Here is a 20,003-nt window from a genome sequence, read left to right as displayed (position 1 = left end):
CAGTTAGTAAGGCGAACCAAGAACGGAGTATGGTACCACTTCTTCCTCTCCATCATTTTGAGTAACTTGAAGAAACCATCGGAAAATTGGTTTTCGATTCACGATTGTTTTTCAAATCGATGTAGCGCATATTGGCTTGATCTGATCGCCATTCAATTGAAGAAACACTTACGGTAAAAACTTCTCCATTTCTATTCATCTTTAAATCGTTGTGTTGGTCTCCATCACCGGTGAATTGATGGAAATGAAGAATTTCGTCTTGACTTGGATTTGGATTTTTTTCGATCCACTTTAAAAACCAGCCCTCTCTTTTTTTGATAGTAGATTCATTGTACAATGTAACTGAAGACCAAATATGTGGCTTGTTTTCGTCAAGTAATTTCATGTACTTTTCTTTTCCGTCCCATCTGCATTCGAATAAATGGCAGTCGTCCCAAATAACCGCTGTAAAAGGCTCAATTTGACTGAGTTTTATGGCTTGGAAAGTATTGGCGGGAGTAGCGCCTTCAATAATATCGAGAAGAATGATTCCACGACTTTTACGATAGGGAGGCGTGGAAATATGTGCTTCAAAACCACCATTCAAAAAAACTATGGCATTTCCGTTTTCATGTGCTGCAATCCAAGTACCTCCGGCATCTGCGTCTTTTGGAAAAAGTATTTTTCCGGATTCATACTCATAAATGTCCGGAGCTAGCGCATCTTTACGCCACTGCTTTTCGTCTCTATTAGAGGTTAGAAATATCGAATTATTTGAAGGGATAAAACTTACTGTGCACATTGATTTCTAAACTTAACGGTGGCCGATGCAACGCCGAAGCTTTCCGGTAATTCAATGGATGAAATTTCTTGCACGCCAATTCGAATCAATGCCATGTGATGAATCGTATGCTCTAAGTTATAGGCAATTTCTCTAAAATAATTGCTTTGTAAACGTATCAAATCCACCGACTGTTCATCATACGCACCCTCTAATAACAAATCTTTATTAGGCTTATTCAAAGCTTCTTGAATTTGCTTCATTAAATCTTGTGTAAACAGTCGATCCGTTTCAATTTTTCCGTCTCTCTTGCGCTTTTCATAGTTCACAATCCCTGTTTCGTACCCGAGCTCTAAACACTGAAACATTTCAATTATATGCCGAACGTGCTGACCAATGGTATTGTTAGATAACTGAACACAAGGATGCGAATACTCTTCGTTCGAGAGATTTTCAATAGTGGCAGACAATTGTGCAAAAACAGTATTTACAGCTTTTTGAAGTTGCATCTACAATTTTATTTATACAATGATAACAATTTCGTTTCAATAAATTAACCTCTGTTAATAGCTTTAGCTCTTTTGTGTATAAACATCCAGCAATACGGTAACCTCGTCCGACATGGTAACACTGCTTCCCCCTACCCCTAAATCCCTTCTATTTATCTTAAATTGCCCTTGAAATCGGTAGCCATTTTCTTGTGGCAATGCGGAAAAAGGAAAGGAAAGGTCCATTTCTTTACCTTTTACATTCAACTTCCCAAACATGTACAGGGTGCCTTTTTTATTAGACAGAGTAACTTTAGTAGATACGAAACTTATAGTTGGATAGTTTTTTTCGTCAAAATATTCCTCTTTCTTCAAATGATCGTCGCGCAACTCAATTCCGGTATTGATCGAAGATGTCTTAATTTGAACTGAGAACTTTGATGCCGACAAATTTTCGGGGGAAAACACTATGGCACCGCTGTATTCACCAAACACTCCACTTATCCAAATTCCGAGATTCTTTATTTTGAATTTAACTGCATTATTGGTATTCTGAATCGAATAATTTTGAGCTTGTATTCCACCCATTGCTAATAAACTCCAGATCGCAAATAGGAATAATTTCATGGTATCGCTTTTTTTCAAATTTAGTTTATAAATGCTAAAAATTAAGTTAATCAAGGCATGCGCAAAACCGACTTTCCAAACTGGTGGTTATACCGTTCACAATGAATAATAACATACTTAAATGCATTAAAATCAATCCTTTGCATAATTTTATATTCCTGATTACCTGAAAAGGCTTGCAAACTTCCCAAGCTGTAAAAATTCAAAGGTTCGGCTTCTTTAGAAATATATACTTTTAGGTCGGGCCCGTTGGAAACACGAAAGTCATCCAACCTGAGCTTCAAAGTGTCACCAACCTTGTAAATAAACACTTTACCTGTGCAGGATCCATAAAAGCCATTCTCAAAATCACCCCTCCAAATTAAATTAGTAGAAAGTGTATCTAACATCGGTAAAGAACTAGTAGGTTCATTCAAAGTATTGCCGGTTTTTGAGCAAGCCGCAATAAATAGTGCTATGCAGATAAAAATCGAGTATTTCATATTAGTTGGAGTTTAATTGATAACTTATTCCGATACCAAAAGAATTCACTTTGTTTCGAAATCTATTTGTTTCATTTCCATCAGAAAATTGCTGTTTAAATGAATTAGACCTGTATTCAACAAAGAGAAATTGATAAACGAGTTTGTAGCTCCATCGGTTGTTTACACTGTATTTGAGATAAAACTCTGAATTCAACGTACCGAGGTCATGATCACCGGTTAACAACAAATTAAAATTCGTTGGTTTTACGGAAGGGTCTGTTCTGGTGAGTCCGTTTGATTTAAAAACTGCACTGGTTTTTCGCGCTACCGTAAATCCAATGAGATCGATGTTAAATCCGGCACTTAACTTCGGGTTGAATTGATAGGCTGTATGAAGAACCGCATTTAGTGAAAAAGAAACCGGCATTTGAACCACTAGCGTGTCGAAATTCTCTTCCTTTTGACCCGCAAAAAAGATCAAAAATGGAGCTGTAAAACTTCTCGTATACCTCGCCGGGCCGGCGGTAATAAAGTCGCGCTTGTCACCCAAATAATTGGTTAACCGAACCCCATACCCTATTTGCCATCTTTTTTTTTTGAGACTAAGAAGAGTTGATCGAATCCAAAGGCTAATGACCCTTGCTTCTGGCCAACTGTTGCTGTAAAATCAAATTCTTTCTTGGAGCTAATCTGTTTTTTAATTTGAGACGACGCGTTCAAACTGAAAAACAACAGAAACAGCATTAATAGATTTTTAAACTTGAATCCGGACTTCAGGAAGTCAAATATATTCTGCCTATTAATACCAATTAAAATTAAAGCCGCTACAAATGCTACTACGGCATACGTAAACAAGATATAGTCACCACCAAACTTAATCCCAATCAAAAAAAGATGGGTAGCAATAGCCCCAAACATTAGCCCAACAGTTATGATAGCGCCTATTAAATAGGTCCTTGGAATCAGAATAAGTATAGCCGCAATCAATTCAAATACTCCCAATCCTATTCTCCCCCAGGGTTCTACTCCTAATATTGTAAATAATTGCACAGACTCATCTGCCCCGGTAAACTTAAAGAAAAGGGTTTGCAACATAATTACTGCCGCCAGTATGCGCAATACCCAACTAATTATTTTCATAATGAGATTATTTTTGAATGATTCTATTCCAGCTATTATCGGCCTTTGACTTCAAATTGGCCTCATCTTTATTCCAAGATTTCAATGTGTTGTTGAAAAACTTGTTGTAGAACAAATAGAGTTTCCCGTTTATTATTTTAAACGTTTCAGGGTCAATTTCAACCTTTTCTCCGGTTGCGCCCATCGCATAAGCACACCATCCACCGTATTGTGGTTCGTATGCACCTGGGTTTTTCTTGAAGGTCTCTTTGTTTTGTTCCGATGAAAAGTAATAAGTAACTCCATTGTGAAATACCGACCAACGTTTATCGCCCTCAATAGCTTTCGATTGTGTAAAATAGGCTACCGGATCATATCCGGATATGGCTAGACCATTTTCTAGATTGAAACTTGATCTGCGTTTTTCTGCCGTTTGGGAATAGCCGGTATAAAACATCAAAATGGCTGAAAGGAAAGCAAGAATCTTCATTTGACTAATTTTAAATAAAGCTAGCTTACCCTGAGCCTGTATTTTGTCGGCTATCCGACAGTCATCATATTTTGAAGTTTTTTAACATCAGGCACCCAAATTTCCTTGCGGCTAAAATGAAGTATTTCTTCTTGCGATAGCTGAGTTAACATGGTTGTAACGGTTTGGCGAGTAGAGCCTACCAATTGCGCAATGTCTTCATGAGTAAAGAAATTAGGTATCCTAATTTCAGTTGGTAAAGGAGACTTCACCTGTGTCAGCACCAAATTTGCAAAAAAATTGATGAGCCTAGAACGGATATCTTTACTCAAAAGATTCAACAATCGGCTTTCCACTCGTTTCAGCTTGGTTCCTACTTGTTGAGTGTATTTAAACGCTAACTCAGGCTTCTTTTTTAAAAGTGTTCTAAAGTCTTCTATAGTAAAGGAGCAAAGACTGACGTTCGATTTGTGAGCCAGGGCAAATTCACCCATCATATTGTTTCGTTCAAGTGTTATTTGCCCGAACAATTCTCCTTTTTGGAGAATTTCTTTCACAATTTCGTTGCCTGCAGTATCTATGTGACCAATCTTGATATACCCTTCTTTTAGGAAATAAATTCTGTTGTGTAAATGCGCTTCAAAGTAAAGGTAGTCGCCTTTTTCCGCCTCAATAAAATTGTGAATAATATTGAGTTCCTCATATTCTTCATCGCTAATATGAGCCCAGAGATCATAATTTCTGATAAGCAGTAATTTCTCGTCTACAGACATTATAGCAACTTTCTGTAAATCTAGTGAATTTGTGAGAGTGTCCATTTTTAGAAATGTTAATACAAATTTTCGAATCTTCTTGCTCATAAACTAACACCCGTTATATTTGTAGTAATAACACGAAAATGTCTCTTATGGCAATACAAACGATGGCCGATTTTATGGCAAGAGGAGAACAACCTGAAATCTTGTTTTGGGTTGGATGTGCTGGTAGTTTTGATCAGCGTGCTCAAAAGATTACAAAAGCTTTTGCCACCATACTTGAAAAAGCCGGAATTAGTTTTGCTATTCTAGGTAAGGAAGAAATGTGCACGGGCGATCCCGTTCGTCGCGCAGGAAATGAGTTCATGTTCCAAATGATGGCTTATCAGAATATTCAGCTACTAAACACTTATGGCATCAAAAAAATAGTAACCACATGTCCGCACTGCTTTAATACTTTGAAAAACGAGTATAAAGAGTTGGGAGGTGATTATGAAGTGATTCACCATACTGTTTTGATGCAGGAGTTGATTGATACAGGAAAAGTGAGAATCAAGGATGGCGGTGCATTCAAAGGGAAAAAAATTACCTTCCACGACAGTTGTTACTTAGGCAGAGCTAACAATATTTATGAAGCTCCACGTCATGTACTCGAGCAATTAGATACTGAATTGGTAGAAATGAAGCGTTGCAGAACCAATGGTTTGTGCTGTGGTGCGGGCGGTGCACAAATGTTTAAAGAAGAAGAAAAAGGAACAACTCGTGTAAATTGGGAACGAACCGATGAAGCAATCGCAACGAACGCTTCAATTATTGCATCAGCTTGTCCTTTTTGTAATACAATGATGACAGACGGGGTAAAAACAAAAGAAAAAGAAGGCGTGGAAGTTTTAGACATTGCAGAACTTATTGCTCAGTCGCTCGACTAAAATATAATTCTTTTAATTCCTCACATAACTTTACAGCTTCACTTAATTTACCCATCGGTACAGGTAGTTTTAAAGCCGAGGACTCCTTAGAATTATGGCTATTCCAGTAACTCTGCAAGGTTATTTGCGAAACTCGACTGCCTTTTTCAAGAAGCACGTGTGATAGCCACAAGCGTTGATTTACAAATTCAAAATAGTTCTTGTTATATCCCACTGAGCGAGTGGTGATGGTGATATGAACCGATTTGAATGGAAACGGGTAAATTCGAGTGATCATCCAAACCAAACACAGCATACATAGTATCCCGATAAAGCCCAGTGAAATAGAAAGCAGAAGTGAATTCTCCACTATAATTCCTACTAATAATCCCGTTCCGGTTAACACAAAGGTAAGTATGAAAAACCCTACTTGCAGTTTGTATTGAGAAATCCAGAACCAGAGCCAATCAGCGGCATCGACTTTCCATTCATGTAGAATCGGCAACCCGGTCAACATTCCGGAGGGGCCTACCGTGTATTCTAGAGATATATTGTTTTTTGCTTTTAGCTGAAGTTCCTTTCGCGCTGAAATTGATTCCCTAAAACTGATGTAGAACCCAATAATTGAAATCAAAAAACCCATCAGCCCAAATGTGAAAAACAAGATTCCGAGCACTTCTTGATCTTTCGCCCAAAATGAGTAATAGATTCCTATTGCTACCGTGAAACTACTTATCACCAATAGCAGAAAAAGTCTCAGTTTCTTATAAAGTAAGCCCGAAAACACTGACATACGCCCAATTTAGCCGATACTCGCAGCGAAACCTATACCCGTAAGACGGTATTTATTTGAAAGCATTATTTTTGCACTATGAAATTGAAGTATCAGGAGCTCATTCCGGCCGAATTTCACCCGGAGAGCCGCGTTTGGATCTACCAATCAAGTCGACTTTTCACGCTTCAGGAAGCCCTCGCCATTGAAGATCAAATCAATCAATTTGTAGCATCTTGGAAAACTCATGGTGCCCAAGTTAAGGCCTATGGCAATCTATTGTTTGGTCAGTTTATCGTACTTATTGCCGACGAAACACAAGCAACAGTAAGCGGCTGTAGCACTGATAGTTCGGTACGATTTATCAAAGAAATAGAAAGGCAATTCAATGTAACCATGTTTGATCGCCAAATGCTGGCATTTCTGATAAACGACCGCGTACAGGTACTTCCTTTATCGCAAGTTGGTCCTGCTTTAGAGCTTGGAAAATTAACTTCAGATACCCTTTACTTCAATAATCTGGTGCTTACAAAACAAGCATTAATCGACTCTTGGATTGTTCCTATTAGTCAATCTTGGCTTAGCACTCGTTTCTTGAAGAAACAGTAAAATTTATTTTTTGGAAGGAAGGAATTTGTTGATCTTTTTATTTGACTGTGTGAAATTGTAGGTAAGCGACAAACGGTAATTTCTCGTTCTGTTGTAGCCATATGATTCATGCAAGAAATTGATTCCCGCTGTGCTTGTACGATTAATTTGTTGTTGAACCGGGTCTATTACATTCACACTAACAATCAACTTTTTCTTAAAAAATTTATACTGAGCACCCACACTCATACTGGAATTCCATCGAACATACCCCTGAGGATTGGCGAATCGATTAACCGTAAAATTTAGATAGGAATTGAATTTTTCTGAGGCCGCAAAGTTTAGGTTGGTATTGGTATTGAAACTTCCACCATTTCTATATTTCAGCAACAATTTATCTGCCGCACTGTATAAATTATAAGTATAACTGGCACTCCAATTAGCGCGCCATTTTTTGGAAAAATTATAGCCGTTCCAGGTACTGATAACCCATTCATTCCGATCATCGATATTCTGCCAACTTACAAATGTTTTACCATCGGGCTGCAAAGTTCTTATTTGTGTGAACACATCTTGCACTAAATGATATCCCATTCCAATATTAGCATAAAAAACAGGTGTACCAATTCCAAACGAAGCATCAAAATTGTGAGATGTAGTAGGCTTCAATGAGGTATTACCAAACCTAAGGTTGTAGGGATCTGTATAATCAATGGCGGGATTCAGCTGACCTATTCCTGGTCTTGAAATAACCCTTCGATAGGTAAACGCTGCATTCCACTTTTCTTTCCAATTGTATTGAACAGTAATAAATGGCAAGGGAGTCCAATAAGTATTGCTACTTTTCTTTTGCTGCGAAACTACATTGAAGTCAATAGTCGTTTCTTCTACATTTATCCCCGCAGTTATCGTTCCTGTTCTCGCATACAACTGCCGAAGTGAAAAACGAAATTGCTTTATAGCTTGGCTGAAATTGAATGTTGTACTCAACAAATCATTTTTTACAAAAACACTATCTGATTTTCTTAAGCTAGACGATAGTTGATCAACATCATTATAAGCAAACAGGTATTGAGCTCCAATAGCCATAAAGGTTTTATCCTTTACCAACATCTTATCATACAAAGTATTAAAATACCAGTTCGTATTGAATGAAATGGTTTGCTGAAACTGTGTAGAATCTAGTCCTGACTTTGTACCGTCAGTATTCAAAAATTCTTGAAACCAATTTTTATGATCACGGTTGTCGGAATATTGATAGCCGGTCCAAATTCGAAAACTAGTTGTAGGAACAGCGCCTTTAAACGTGTATGTTAAATTAGCAATCGGAGTTCTGTTATTACCCCAACTGTGCAACTTTCGTTCACTCCAACTCGACACTTGCTTTAATTGCGTTAACCCTTGAAATCCAATATTAGATTGATTGTTGTAGCGGTTTTCGTTGTACTGTAAAACAATGTTGAGCGAATGATGGGGATTGAAAGTTACGTCCAACGCTGCTCTTATGGACGGGCGCTTCGTATTATTTGAATAGTTACTGTTTGTGTTAAAATAGGTAACTGAATCGGGATAAATATTTTGTCTTTTCGAGTATCCATACCCCGAATAGTCGTTATCGTTCCATCCTGTATTCAAGTTAAAATTGAACCCTTTCTTACGCAAACTAAAGCTACCGGAGCCAGCTCGCTCTCCTCTTGATCCACCTGTAATGGATAACCGTCCTGATCTCCCCATTTTTCCTTTCTTGGTAATAATATTGATTACGCCACCCGGTTCGTTAGCGTATTGTGGGGGTGGATTGGTCATTACTTCGATACGTTCAATCATACTGCCAGGCATCGATTCTAGGAAATCTTGTAACTGCTGAGCATTCATGTCAACCGGCTTGTCGTCAATTAGAATCTTAGGTTCTTTGCCTTTAACGGAGATCCCGCCATTGGGATCAATGGCCACTAAGGGCAATTGCTTCAAAAGGTCGGTAGCCGAACCGCCTGAAGCCAAGGGCGATTCCGATGCGTTCATTATTATATTCCCTCCATTGCTTTGAATGAGCGGCTTTTCTGCGTAAACAATTACCTCCTGCAATGCGTCGGAGCTGTTCTTTACAACCAAGTCTTGCAAATTGATTTCAGTGCGTTTAGAGCGGATCCAAATACTGTCCATAATTAAGGGCTGGTATCCAATACCTGAAACTGTTAGACGGTAATACCCAAATGGAAGATCTGAAAAATGAAATACTCCTTGCTTATCGGTCACTCCTCCTCTGCGAATACTTGAATCAGAAAGAAATACCAATCGAATGCTGGCCGACTCAAGTGCTTGCTGCTTCGAATCCACAATACTCCCCATGATGGTACCTGTTGAAACCACCTGAGCAGATAATGAACTATGAAAAATTAGGAAAAAAGCACCCAAAGCAGTCAGAAAACGCATGAGTCAAAAATACCCAAAAGGAAAATCCCTGTTCTCCAGACCTTGTTCAATGGCCCAATTCATACATGAATGGAATCCAAGAATTTGTAAAAAACTGCCATCCTGTCACTAGAATGATCAATTTTTGCTAATTTTGTCTTTCGAAAAAATAACGAGATGGAGGAATTGTTGAAATTAAAAGAACACGACGAAGCAAGGCAAGGGGAAGCCTATGCCCCTTTTGCTATGGATCCAAACCACTATAAAAAGCACTTCTACATAGAAAGCTATGGATGCCAGATGAATTTTAGCGACAGTGAAATTGTGGCGTCAATCTTAAACCAGCATGGTTTTGGAGCAACGCGAAATGTTGAAGAAGCAGATCTGGTGCTCTTAAATACCTGTTCCATTCGTGAAAAGGCCGAACAAACAGTTCGCCGAAGATTGGGAGATTTTCAGCAAGTGAAACAATCAAAACCCGGTTTGTTGATTGGTGTACTGGGGTGTATGGCTGAACGCTTGAAGTCGAAATTTTTAGAAGAAGAAAAGCTGGTTGACATGGTGGTGGGCCCTGATGCCTACAGAAGCTTACCCGCTTTAATTGAAGAAGCAGAAACCGGACAAAAAGCCGTGAATGTACTACTCAGCCGCGACGAAACTTACGCAGACATTTCGCCTGTTCGCCTCGATAGTAACGGAGTAAGCGCTTTTGTAAGTATCATGAGAGGTTGCAATAATATGTGTGCCTTTTGTGTGGTTCCTTTTACCAGAGGAAGGGAAAGAAGCAGAGACGCATTATCAATTGTTGCCGAATGTCAGAATCTATTTGAAAGAGGTTTTAAAGAAGTGACTCTTTTAGGTCAGAATGTGGACAGCTATTATTATGTGAGCGACTCTAATGAAGTAGTGAATTTTGCACAATTATTGGAACGAGTGGCGTTGATATCCCCGGAATTGCGGATCCGCTTTTCAACATCACATCCTAAAGATATCACTGATGATGTGTTGCATACAATGGCCAAATATGAAAACATTTGCAAGTACATTCACTTGCCTGTTCAAAGTGGTTCAACCCGTATACTTCAATTGATGAATAGAACCTATACAAGGGAATGGTACATGGCCAAAGTAGATCGCATAAGGGAAATAATGCCCGATTGCGGCATCAGTTCAGACATAATAGCCGGTTTTTGTACAGAAACAGAGGAAGATCATCAAGATACCTTGAGTATCATGGATCATAGCAAATACGATATGAGCTACATGTTCTTTTACAGCGAACGCCCAGGCACTCTTGCTCAAAGAAGATATAAAGACGATATTCCTGATGAAGTGAAAAAGCGAAGGTTGCAGGAAATCGTTGACAAGCAAGGAAAATTGAGCTTCGCCAGCAATAAACAAGATTTGGGAAAAACATTCAAAGTGTTGATAGAAGGAAACAGTAAGAAAAGTGATAAAGATTGGATGGGACGAAACTCTCAAAACAAAGTGATTGTTTTTTCAAAAGATGAAACAAATTTGAAAAAAGGCGACTACGCTTTTGTAACAGTTACTGATTGCACTCAAGCAACTCTCATAGGAAAGCTTATTTCGCAATAGTAGCACCATTAGCATTTTTTCTATGGAAATTCAAAGTATCAAGAATCGATTTGGAATTATAGGAAATTCACCTGCATTGAATTATGCTTTGCAGGTGGCTCACCAGGTTTCCGGAACCGATTTAACGGTTTTAATTAACGGAGAAAGTGGTGTAGGTAAAGAAGTATTCTCACAAATCATTCATGCATTGTCGGCCCGAAAGCACAACTCATTTATTGCAGTGAACTGCGGCGCGATTCCTGAAGGAACTATCGACTCAGAACTATTCGGGCATGAAAAAGGATCCTTTACCGGTGCGGTTGACTCGAGAAAAGGATACTTCGAAACAGTAAACGGAGGTACCATTTTCTTAGACGAGATTGGAGAATTGCCTTTAGGAACTCAGGCTCGATTGTTAAGAGTGTTAGAAACAGGAGAATTCATTCGAGTAGGTTCTTCAAAAGTGCAAAAAACCGATGTTCGCGTTATTGCCGCCACCAATAGGGATTTGTTAGAAAGAACTCAACAAGGGAAGTTTCGAGAAGACCTCTATTATCGGTTGAGTACCGTTCCAATTCGGGTTCCATCATTACGAGATCGAAAAGAAGACATTCCCCTTTTGTTTAGAAGATTTGCAGTAGACTTTGCTGAAAAATATAAAACGGCTCCAATTCAACTGGATGAAGAGGCGAAAAATCTGTTAATTAACTACCCTTGGCCCGGTAATGTTCGCGAATTGAAGAATATTGCAGAGCAAATTTCCGTTTTGGCGCAAGATAAACTGGTAACTCTTCGCGAACTTCAAAAATTCTTACCCGATAAACAAGGAAATAGATTACCGGTTTTGTCGGGAATGAACATGGGTAGCGGCGGTGAATTTAATAATGAAAGGGAGATTCTTTACAAGCTTTTTTTTGACATGAAAAAAGATGTAACTGAGTTGAAAAAAATGTTCTTCGAACTGATGCAGAACCCTTCCATTGCATCTCAACATCCGCAGTTTTTTAATGAATTGAAGGAGTTCAAAAGCCAAGAGGTTTTACAACCTTCCATCATGCAACCCATTTCTCCGAATACGGCTCAAGTGGTGATTCCTCATCACGACGATATCATCGATCATCATGAAGAAGTAGAGGAATCGTTGAACATTATGGATGTAGAGAAAGACCTGATTCTAAAAGCGTTGAAAAAGCATAAGGGTAAACGCAAGGATGCAGCTACCGATCTAGGTATAAGCGAGAGAACACTTTATAGAAAGTTAAAAGAATACGACATCAAAGAGTAACGCATGAAAAGTATGCTTAAAAATAGGTGGAAGCTGATGATCATTGTTTTCGGAACAATGCTATTTAGTTCTTGTGGGATCTATAAATTCAAAGATGTAAGTATTGATCCCAAAATCAAAACTTGCTACATCCATTATATTGAAAACAAAGCTCGTTTTGTTAATCCTCAATTAAGCCCACAGTTAACAGATAAATTCCGTCAGAAAGTAAACAACCAAACCCGCCTTACTCAAATTCAAAGTGCTGATCAAGCCGATTATGATATCAAATGCGTAATAACCGGGTATGATGTTAGTACAGCGGGTGTTTCACAACAACAAGCCGCCACAAACCGATTGATTGTTACTGTAAATATTTCTTTCAAAAACAGGCAAGACGAAAAAATGAATTTTGAAGCGCCTGTTTCCCGTAACTTCGACTTCTCGGCGAGTTTGAGTTTAGACCAGGCCCAAGCCCAACTGAGTGCTACCATTGTTCAAAACTTGGTAGATGAAATGTTTAACCGAATTTTCTCATCTTGGTAGTTTGTTCCCATGGAGGCATCTATAAATACACTTGTACATCATTTATTCAAAAAGAGTTCAATTCAGGATTTAGAACTTTCCGATATTGAAGCCTTCGTGAATAAATACCCATATGCCAATGCCGGACGGGTAGTGCTTGCTGCTAAAAAATTCTACCTTCATCCCGAATTTCAGGATGAAGTTCATGCGGCCGCTTTGTACTTAAAGAACCCCTTGTGGTTAGAGCAACTGTTGAATGAAGCCGCAGAAAAAACATCCCCTCCTACTTTCGTTGAAAACGGAGCAAATACATCAAATCTTTTGGAAGAGGAACAAGCAGCTGCAAAAGAAAATACAGAAGATAAATCGGAACAAGAACTAATAGCGGCTATTGCTTCAGAACCGGAATCCAATTTTGTTATTTCGGGAACCATTGTTGTTGAAGAGTCGGTTGACCAAGACATCGTTGTTGAAAACACGGTTGTGACTGAAAATGAGCCGGATGCCTCTGTTGAAATCAGCCAAATCGCTCCTCAAGAACCACAAAATGAGGAGCCCCCGGTGGTTAATATCCATAAATTACCCACAATTTCCGCTGTTCTACCCGAAAATACCGTTAGTTTAATAGAACCCTATCATACTATTGATTATTTCGCTTCGCAAGGAATCAAAGTAAAGCTAGAAGACTTAGACAAGGATAAATTCGGCCGTCAGTTAAAGAGCTTTACGGAATGGCTTCGAACAATGAAGAAAATTCCTAAAGTGTCTGAAAACGTTACAGATGAAGCAGTAGTGGTAAAACAGGCGGAAGAATCGATCGAAAATACGGAAGTAGAAACAGAAGCCATGGCTGAGGTCTGGCTGAAACAGGGTAAAACCACCCGTGCTAAAGCCATTTACCGCAAATTAAGTTTGCTTAATCCCGATAAAACCGCTTACTTTGCATCTAAAATAGACCAAATTAAAGATTAGTATATGTTGACTTTGTTCTTGATTCTAGTGATTGTAGCCTGCGTAGCTTTAGGTTTTATCATTTTGATCCAAAACCCTAAAGGTGGCGGTTTGGCCGGAAACATTGCAGGATTTAACAACCAATTTATGGGTGTTAAACAAACAACTGACACTTTGGTAAAAGGTACTTGGGTTGTTTCAACCATTATAGCTGTACTTTGTGTGGTTTCTTTGGCATTTATGAGCGGTTCTAAATCGGTGGAAGTAAAAGGTGAAAACATTCGACCTAATGCTACAAACACTACACCTGCAACGACACCTACGCCTGCTCCAGCACCCCAGAAATAAGCATTTTTCCAGAATATATTTTACAACCCTGCTGGATTCGGCAGGGTTTTTTCTTTATTTTAAATCTATGAAATTTAGAAAACTGCGACTAATCTTAGTAGTGCTGGTTGCCCTTGTCGGTATTTCGGCCTGGTTTGTTTTTGGAAGCGCAACAAGCTTTTCTGAAAAAAACAGGTTTTTATACCTTTCATCAAAAAATAGCACCTACCAAGCTTTGATTCAACAACTAGAAGACAGCGATCTTGTGAAGAGTGTGAGTGCATTTGAATTTGTTGCAAAACGCTTCGATTTAGCCAATCATCTTGAACCGGGCAAATACGAAATAAAGAACGGCATGAGTGTTTTGTCTATAGTACGAATGTTAAAGAATCACCGCCAGTCTCCAGTTGTTATTAATTTTAATAAGTTTAGAACAAAAGAACAACTGGCAGGATATTTAGGGAAGCGATTTGAAAACGATTCGCTTTCATTTATTGCGCTTTTTACGAATAATGATTCGCTGAACCAATTTGGTTTGGATAGTAATACCGTGATGGCCGGCGTGTTTCCTGACAAATATGAATTTAATTGGACGAGTACTCCCGTGCAGGTATTAAAAAAGTTCAATGCTCAAAAAGAACGATTTTGGACAGAAGAACGTAAAGCAAAAGCCACACAACAGCATCTAAGCCCCATACAAGTTTATACCTTGGCGTCTATTGTTGAAGAGGAAACCAATGCACTTGATGAAAAAGATACCATCGCAAGTGTGTATTTGAACCGTTTTAGAAAAGGGGATCGATTACAGGCTGATCCTACTGTCAAGTTTGCGTTGAAAAACTTCACCTTGAAACGGATCTACAATGACTACTTGCTGGTTGAAAGTCCTTATAATACATATAAATACAAAGGGCTACCTCCCGGTCCTATTTGCACCCCTTCTAAAGCTACGATCGACGCGGTTTTGAATGCACCTGCAACTAACTATTATTTCTTTGTAGCAAAAGCGGATTTTTCCGGAAGACATGAATTTAGTGTAACTTTTGAGGAGCATGTTACGAAAGCAAATGCATTTCGAGCAGCACAAGACGAACAAGAGCGTATTAGAAACAGTAAGAACAAATGACCAAACTAGAGCGCATCATACTGGATTTCCCCTTAATTAGATTCCTCATCACTAAAAGTAAAAAAGTGGTGCTTCCAGGTTTCAATGGAGTGCCTTTGTATGAAGTAATGGCTTTCTTCTATGAGGAAGTTAAAAAGGTAGGGCTCAATGAAAGAGCCGCTGCAATTGCATTCAACTTTGTAATGGCAATTCCTCCTACTTCATTGTTTCTTTTTTCACTACTCCCCCATTTGCCTTTGTTGAAAAAGAAAACGATCATCGGTCAACTCACTCAGATGATCAAAGACATTATTCCGGCAAAGGAACACAATACTAACTTGATCAAATTTGTTTCAAGTTTTTTTGATGAATCGAGAATAGGGTTATTGTCGTTTGGTTTCATTTTATTGATCTTCTTTGCGTCAAACGGAATGATGGGATTGATGAGAAGCTTCAATAAAAATTACATGGGCTTTTCAAAACGCACCGGATTACAAAATCGTTGGATCGCGATAAAGCTCACCATCATTATTATGAGTTTATTGATGGGTTGCTTACTGCTTTTAATAATGCAGGGCGCAGTGATGGATTTTATTGGAATCAAGAGCCACTTGATCAAAGACATATTGAACTATTTCAGGTGGTTGTTCATGCTTGCACTGATCTTTTTTACTTTCGGCTTTATCTATAAATACGCGCCGGCGGTAACGAAACGATGGCCCTTGCTTTCACCGGGCACCATTTTAGGTTCTTCTTTGAGTGTACTGGCAACCTTAGGGTTTTCTCTATTCGTTAATAATTTTGGTCGCTATAATGCGCTTTATGGTTCCATCGGTACCGTTATCATGTTTATGGCGCTGATCTTTATCAATTCACTGGTACTACTGATAGGTTACGAATTGAATGTAAGCATTCATTCATTGAAAGTAATGGCCGAAGAACGAGCGAAAATTGATGCGGAAAAACAAACGGAGCCAATTAGTCCTTAAGTAAATTGTTCAACTCTCGTTTTATTTGCAGCTCCGTCAATTGGCGGTTGAAGAATATCCTTCTATTTTTCTCATTTGATCGCAGATAGGTTGCAGGAATTCCATCAGTCCATCGAATATTCATCGCTTTTGCAAATTCGGGAATGGATGGATTTTGCCAAATGTACACCTTGGAATGAAAACCTTTTCGAGCAACAAACAATTCGATGTCTCGAACCGTTTTTCTAGTATCCAAACTTATCAAAATTAACACAATGCTGTCATGAGCCTTACCCGAAATCTCCTTTTCCAACCAAGGAATTTCATTCAAACAAGGAGAACACCAAGTGGCCCAAAAACTTACAATGATTGGCTTCTTACTTGAATCAACCATTTGTATCAACTCAGCAGTTTGAATCGTTGAAACCCCGGTTTGTGCGAACATCAAAACAGGACTACATATAACTAAAAGAAGAAGGAGTCTAATTTTCATTTGATAAGGCATCTTTGTCTTCTCCGAGGAACCCCCATTGATCCAATAAGGTATTGAATTGTTCATCGGGCAAGCGACGCTGATTGTAGTGACCGGCCACCGACTTCTGACGCATAGCTTCATAAATAGTAACCGCACAAGCCACGGAAATATTCAAACTTTGAATAATACCTACTTGAGGAATGATAAAATTACCATCGGCTAAAGCAAGCATTTCTTCACTCACACCGGCATGCTCATTCCCAAATACCAATGCTACACTTTCCGTTAAATTCAATTCGTGCAAACTTTTCGCATCTGTGCTTAAATGTGTGGTGTAGATTTTGGCATATTTCGACCTTAATACATCAACACATTCTTTAATATCAGAAAACTGATGTACCGTGAGCCATTTTGCAGCGCTGGAAGAACTTCGAGTCCCCCACTTTTTGTGACGAGGAACTTTATTAGTAATAACATAAATTTCTTGGATGCCTACGGCGTCGCAAGTACGCATTACCGCGGAAATATTATGTGGATCGAATACATTTTCTAAAACTACTGTAAGATCGGGTTGTCGTTTATTCAAAACTCCCGCTAACTTTGCTCTTCTTTCTGGCGTCATATTTGTAAATAAAGTGGAGCGAAATTAAGAAATCGTATCCTAAGTGAAATAAACCTTATAAACTGTTGTAAATGAAACGCTTCAAAAAAATTGCGAAGATCACGGGTTTCAGTTTTCTAGGCCTTCTGTTGATCTTGATTTTGGTGCCCTACCTCTTCAAACCGCAACTAGTAAAACTTCTTAAAAAAGAATTGAATAGCCAGCTGAATGCAAAAGTCGATTTTAATGATTTAAGTCTGTCTTTTATTCGGCATTTTCCAAAGGCGTCGGTTACAATTGAAGACTTGTATATCGCCAACAATGCACCATTTGAAGGCGATACCCTCTTCAAAGCAAGCGCTATCAATCTCTCATTGAATTTGATGAGTGTTATAAAGGGAGAAAACATGACCATCTATTCAGTAATAGCTGAAAAACCGGTGGTTAATGCAATTGTACATCGCGATGGTACAGCGAATTGGAACATCACGAAAGCGGATTCCGCAACAACAGACACTAGTACCTCTGCACTTAAATTAAATTTTGAAGAATATGAAATAACCGATGGTACAATCGTATACGATGATGAAAGCTCCAATATGCTCTTTAGCATGGAAGGACTTCAGCATCAAGGTAAAGGGGTCGTAAATGGAGATGAATTCAAACTTTCTACAACTAGCGATATCAAGGCACTTACATATAAGTACGGTGGCATTCCGTTTTTATTCAATACCAAAACCAAACTAAAAGCAGATTTTACAGCCAATACTGCTACAAGTACATTTGGCTATGATGCCCCTTCAATTGAACTGAACGCACTTCCGCTTACATCAAAAGGAAGTTTCCAAATTGTAAACGATTCGAGCTACAAAATGGACTTGCAATTGCAGTCAGCCAAATCAGATTTCAAGAATTTCTTGTCATTGATTCCGGCGATTTATGCTAAAGACTTTGAATCGATCAAAACCTCCGGAACGGCTAGCTTAGGTGGTAACTTAAAAGGTGTTTATAGTCCGCAGTCGATGCCCGCTTTTCATGTGAACCTGAACATCACCAACGGAATGTTCCAATATCCCGACTTACCTGCAGCTGTTAAGAACATACAATTGGATGCAAAAGTTGATAACCCCGATGGTGTGCCTGATAACACAGCCATAGCGGTTTCAAAAGGGCATATAGAACTGGATAAGGATCCCTTTGATTTTGAGTTTGGATTGACCAATCCAATGACCGCAAAGAACTTGATCGCTTCTGTTAAAGGGAGTGTCAACTTAGCTTCCATAACCCAATTTGTGAAATTAGAAGCCGGAACTGTTTTAAAAGGATTGTTGAAAGCCGACGTAGATGCTAGAGGAAGTATGGCAGGTTCTTACGATAAAATACTGGTAAAAGGCGGAGTAGACATGACTAATTTTGAATACAGTTCAAAAGCCTCTCCCGATCCAATCAATCTTCAAAAACTATTGGCCAATTTCAGCAATACCCAAATCAATATCGCTGAACTTTCCGGCAAGTATATGGGTACTGCGTTTAATGGAACCGGTTCTATCATTGATCCGCTTGCTTATTTCAACAAGAAAGCACCTTTAAAAGGAAACTTCACTATAAATGCAGATCAATTCAATGTAAACAAATGGATGGGGACGAGTACAGATACAGCAACTACAACTGCAAGTGAGCCATTTGCAGTTCCATCCGACATCAAGTTTACTTTGAATGCCGGAGTTAATAAAATCACTTACGACAAATTAGAAATTGATAACGCATCCGGCACACTTGAAATAACAGATGAAACTGTTTTCTTCAAAAACGTAAAGGGCAACGCTTTACAAGGAACTATGAATATCAATGGTTCATATAGCACACTTCAAAGTAAATCTAAGCCCGACATTGCGCTCACCTACGATGTGAAAAATGTAGATGTGCAACAAACTTTCTTCGCTTTCAATACTTTTCAAAAGATCATGCCTATCGGTCAATTCTTAGGCGGTAAACTTCAATCGCAGCTCAGCGTAAAAGGACAATTAGGTGAAAACCTTTTCCCGGTTCTAAATTCACTGAATGGCAAGGGAGATCTATTATTGATTGAGGGATTTCTTAGTAAGTTCAAACCATTGGAAGAAATTGCATCCCAATTAAAGATCAAAGAACTGGAATCTATTTCAGTAAAGGATGTAAAAAACTACATTGAATTTACCAATGGACGTGTAATGGTGAAACCGTTCAAGTTGAATGTAAAAGGAATAGAAATGGAAATTGGTGGGTTTCATGGTTTCGATCAGTCGATGGACTATCAAATTAATATGAAAGTACCACGTTCAATGTTGGGTACGCAAGCCAATGCTTTGGTATCTAATTGGGAAAGCCAATTAAGTGCGAAAGGAATTCCGGTAAAAGCATCAACCATCGTTCCGATACTGGTGAAAGTAGGAGGAAGTTTGGGTAAACCTCAAATCAAAACATCTATTAAAGAAGGAGCTCAAAGTCTTGCCGATGACTTGAAGCAACAGGTCACTGATTTCGCGAAAGCTAAAGTTGATAGCACCAAAGCGGCAGTAACGAAAGCGGTGAAAGACAGTGTTGAATCAGCCAAGAAACAAGTGGTAGATGCTGCAAAATCGGAGTTAAAGAAGCAATTATTGGGCGATACGGCCACTAAATCAGATCCTTCAAAAACAAAGAAACAATTGGAAGAAGCCGGTAAAGGATTGTTCAAACAGATTCTTGGAAAAAAGAAAAAAGACAGTACAAGCAATTAGGCCTAGTTCAATCGGAGTGTCTAAATACATAGAATATTGATTTACAGCTAAATAAACGCGAATCTAAGGTTGGATTCGCGTTTTTATT

General features: G+C 38.7%; 22 protein-coding genes. 10 read left to right on the top strand and 12 right to left on the bottom strand.

Features of this window, described 5'->3' with window-relative positions; all coding sequences use genetic code 11:
- Positions 1-52: 52 nt before the first annotated feature.
- From ACQ2HE_RS06545 to ACQ2HE_RS06510, 8 genes are all read right to left on the bottom strand, one after another.
- On the bottom strand, positions 53-781 hold the full coding sequence (locus ACQ2HE_RS06545; RefSeq protein ID WP_430897219.1) for an NRDE family protein: 729 nt from the start codon (positions 779-781) through the stop codon (positions 53-55).
- Positions 769-1,269: a DinB family protein gene (locus ACQ2HE_RS06540; protein WP_430897221.1), complete on the bottom strand. Its 501-nt coding sequence runs from the start codon at positions 1,267-1,269 to the stop codon at positions 769-771. The genes ACQ2HE_RS06545 and ACQ2HE_RS06540 overlap by 13 nt, the downstream gene beginning before the upstream one ends.
- Before the next feature lie 63 nt (positions 1,270-1,332).
- Complete coding sequence (locus ACQ2HE_RS06535) at positions 1,333-1,875, bottom strand: YceI family protein (RefSeq protein ID WP_430897223.1); 543 nt, start codon at positions 1,873-1,875, stop codon at positions 1,333-1,335.
- Between the two features lie 50 nt (positions 1,876-1,925).
- Entirely contained in the window at positions 1,926-2,357 is a 432-nt protein-coding gene (locus ACQ2HE_RS06530; protein ID WP_430897225.1) for a DM13 domain-containing protein, read from the bottom strand.
- A gap of 1 nt (position 2,358) precedes the next feature.
- A complete protein-coding gene (locus ACQ2HE_RS06525; RefSeq protein ID WP_430897226.1) occupies positions 2,359-2,889 on the bottom strand; it encodes a hypothetical protein in 531 nt (176 codons plus the stop codon).
- Between the two features lie 26 nt (positions 2,890-2,915).
- Positions 2,916-3,479: a DoxX family protein gene (locus ACQ2HE_RS06520; protein WP_430897228.1), complete on the bottom strand. Its 564-nt coding sequence runs from the start codon at positions 3,477-3,479 to the stop codon at positions 2,916-2,918.
- Between the two features lie 7 nt (positions 3,480-3,486).
- The gene (locus tag ACQ2HE_RS06515) at positions 3,487-3,948 is read right to left on the bottom strand and encodes a YHS domain-containing (seleno)protein (RefSeq protein ID WP_430897230.1); all 462 of its coding nucleotides are present in this window, start codon (positions 3,946-3,948) and stop codon (positions 3,487-3,489) included.
- 50 nt (positions 3,949-3,998) lie between these two features.
- Entirely contained in the window at positions 3,999-4,745 is a 747-nt protein-coding gene (locus ACQ2HE_RS06510; protein WP_430897232.1) for a Crp/Fnr family transcriptional regulator, read from the bottom strand.
- Between the two features lie 89 nt (positions 4,746-4,834).
- Between ACQ2HE_RS06510 and ACQ2HE_RS06505 the strand changes: the two genes are divergently transcribed.
- On the top strand, positions 4,835-5,611 hold the full coding sequence (locus tag ACQ2HE_RS06505; protein ID WP_430897234.1) for a (Fe-S)-binding protein: 777 nt from the start codon (positions 4,835-4,837) through the stop codon (positions 5,609-5,611).
- Here ACQ2HE_RS06505 and ACQ2HE_RS06500 read toward each other — a convergent pair.
- Positions 5,589-6,383 (bottom strand): hypothetical protein, encoded by a 795-nt coding sequence (locus ACQ2HE_RS06500; RefSeq protein WP_430897236.1) that lies wholly within the window; start codon positions 6,381-6,383, stop codon positions 5,589-5,591. The two genes, ACQ2HE_RS06505 and ACQ2HE_RS06500, sit on opposite strands and share 23 nt — an antisense overlap.
- 78 nt (positions 6,384-6,461) lie before the next feature.
- On the opposite strand from ACQ2HE_RS06500, the gene ACQ2HE_RS06495 reads away from it, so the two are divergent.
- Complete coding sequence (locus ACQ2HE_RS06495) at positions 6,462-6,971, top strand: hypothetical protein (RefSeq protein WP_430897238.1); 510 nt, start codon at positions 6,462-6,464, stop codon at positions 6,969-6,971.
- A 3-nt stretch (positions 6,972-6,974) separates the two neighbouring features.
- Here the strand turns inward: ACQ2HE_RS06495 and ACQ2HE_RS06490 are convergent, their stop codons facing one another.
- Positions 6,975-9,383 carry an outer membrane beta-barrel protein gene (locus tag ACQ2HE_RS06490; RefSeq protein ID WP_430897240.1) on the bottom strand — a complete coding sequence of 803 codons (2,409 nt, stop codon included), beginning with the start codon at positions 9,381-9,383 and terminating at the stop codon, positions 6,975-6,977.
- Positions 9,384-9,539: 156 nt separating this feature from the next.
- Here ACQ2HE_RS06490 and miaB point away from each other — a divergent pair, with 156 nt between their 5' ends.
- From miaB to ACQ2HE_RS06455, 7 genes are all read left to right on the top strand, one after another.
- Positions 9,540-10,961, top strand: coding sequence for a tRNA (N6-isopentenyl adenosine(37)-C2)-methylthiotransferase MiaB (gene miaB / locus ACQ2HE_RS06485; RefSeq protein ID WP_430897242.1), 1,422 nt, complete (start codon positions 9,540-9,542; stop codon positions 10,959-10,961).
- Between the two features lie 22 nt (positions 10,962-10,983).
- Positions 10,984-12,225 (top strand): sigma-54 interaction domain-containing protein, encoded by a 1,242-nt coding sequence (locus ACQ2HE_RS06480; RefSeq protein WP_430897244.1) that lies wholly within the window; start codon positions 10,984-10,986, stop codon positions 12,223-12,225.
- A gap of 3 nt (positions 12,226-12,228) precedes the next feature.
- Complete coding sequence (lptE, locus tag ACQ2HE_RS06475) at positions 12,229-12,750, top strand: LPS assembly lipoprotein LptE (protein WP_430897246.1); 522 nt, start codon at positions 12,229-12,231, stop codon at positions 12,748-12,750.
- 9 nt (positions 12,751-12,759) lie between these two features.
- The gene (locus ACQ2HE_RS06470) at positions 12,760-13,701 is read left to right on the top strand and encodes a hypothetical protein (RefSeq protein WP_430897248.1); all 942 of its coding nucleotides are present in this window, start codon (positions 12,760-12,762) and stop codon (positions 13,699-13,701) included.
- Between the two features lie 3 nt (positions 13,702-13,704).
- Positions 13,705-14,028, top strand: coding sequence for a preprotein translocase subunit SecG (gene secG / locus ACQ2HE_RS06465; protein WP_430897250.1), 324 nt, complete (start codon positions 13,705-13,707; stop codon positions 14,026-14,028).
- 67 nt (positions 14,029-14,095) lie between these two features.
- Positions 14,096-15,133 carry an endolytic transglycosylase MltG gene (gene mltG, locus ACQ2HE_RS06460; protein WP_430897252.1) on the top strand — a complete coding sequence of 346 codons (1,038 nt, stop codon included), beginning with the start codon at positions 14,096-14,098 and terminating at the stop codon, positions 15,131-15,133.
- Complete coding sequence (locus ACQ2HE_RS06455) at positions 15,130-16,101, top strand: YihY/virulence factor BrkB family protein (RefSeq protein ID WP_430897254.1); 972 nt, start codon at positions 15,130-15,132, stop codon at positions 16,099-16,101. The genes mltG and ACQ2HE_RS06455 overlap by 4 nt, the downstream gene beginning before the upstream one ends.
- On the opposite strand, the gene ACQ2HE_RS06450 is transcribed toward ACQ2HE_RS06455, so the two are convergent.
- Positions 16,091-16,573: a TlpA family protein disulfide reductase gene (locus ACQ2HE_RS06450; protein WP_430897256.1), complete on the bottom strand. Its 483-nt coding sequence runs from the start codon at positions 16,571-16,573 to the stop codon at positions 16,091-16,093. The genes ACQ2HE_RS06455 and ACQ2HE_RS06450 overlap by 11 nt on opposite strands.
- Positions 16,563-17,177: a TrmH family RNA methyltransferase gene (locus ACQ2HE_RS06445; protein ID WP_430897258.1), complete on the bottom strand. Its 615-nt coding sequence runs from the start codon at positions 17,175-17,177 to the stop codon at positions 16,563-16,565. Before ACQ2HE_RS06445 ends, ACQ2HE_RS06450 begins: the two co-directional genes overlap by 11 nt.
- Before the next feature lie 71 nt (positions 17,178-17,248).
- Here ACQ2HE_RS06445 and ACQ2HE_RS06440 point away from each other — a divergent pair, with 71 nt between their 5' ends.
- Entirely contained in the window at positions 17,249-19,915 is a 2,667-nt protein-coding gene (locus ACQ2HE_RS06440; RefSeq protein ID WP_430897260.1) for an AsmA-like C-terminal region-containing protein, read from the top strand.
- Positions 19,916-20,003 lie beyond the last annotated feature (88 nt).

It is taken from the genome of Endoryza foliicola (assembly GCF_050589245.1).
Classification (GTDB): domain Bacteria; phylum Bacteroidota; class Bacteroidia; order Chitinophagales; family Chitinophagaceae; genus Endoryza; species Endoryza foliicola.
The sequence above is the reverse complement of the archived record's forward strand: the minus strand, read 5'-3'. Positions and strand labels throughout refer to the sequence as shown.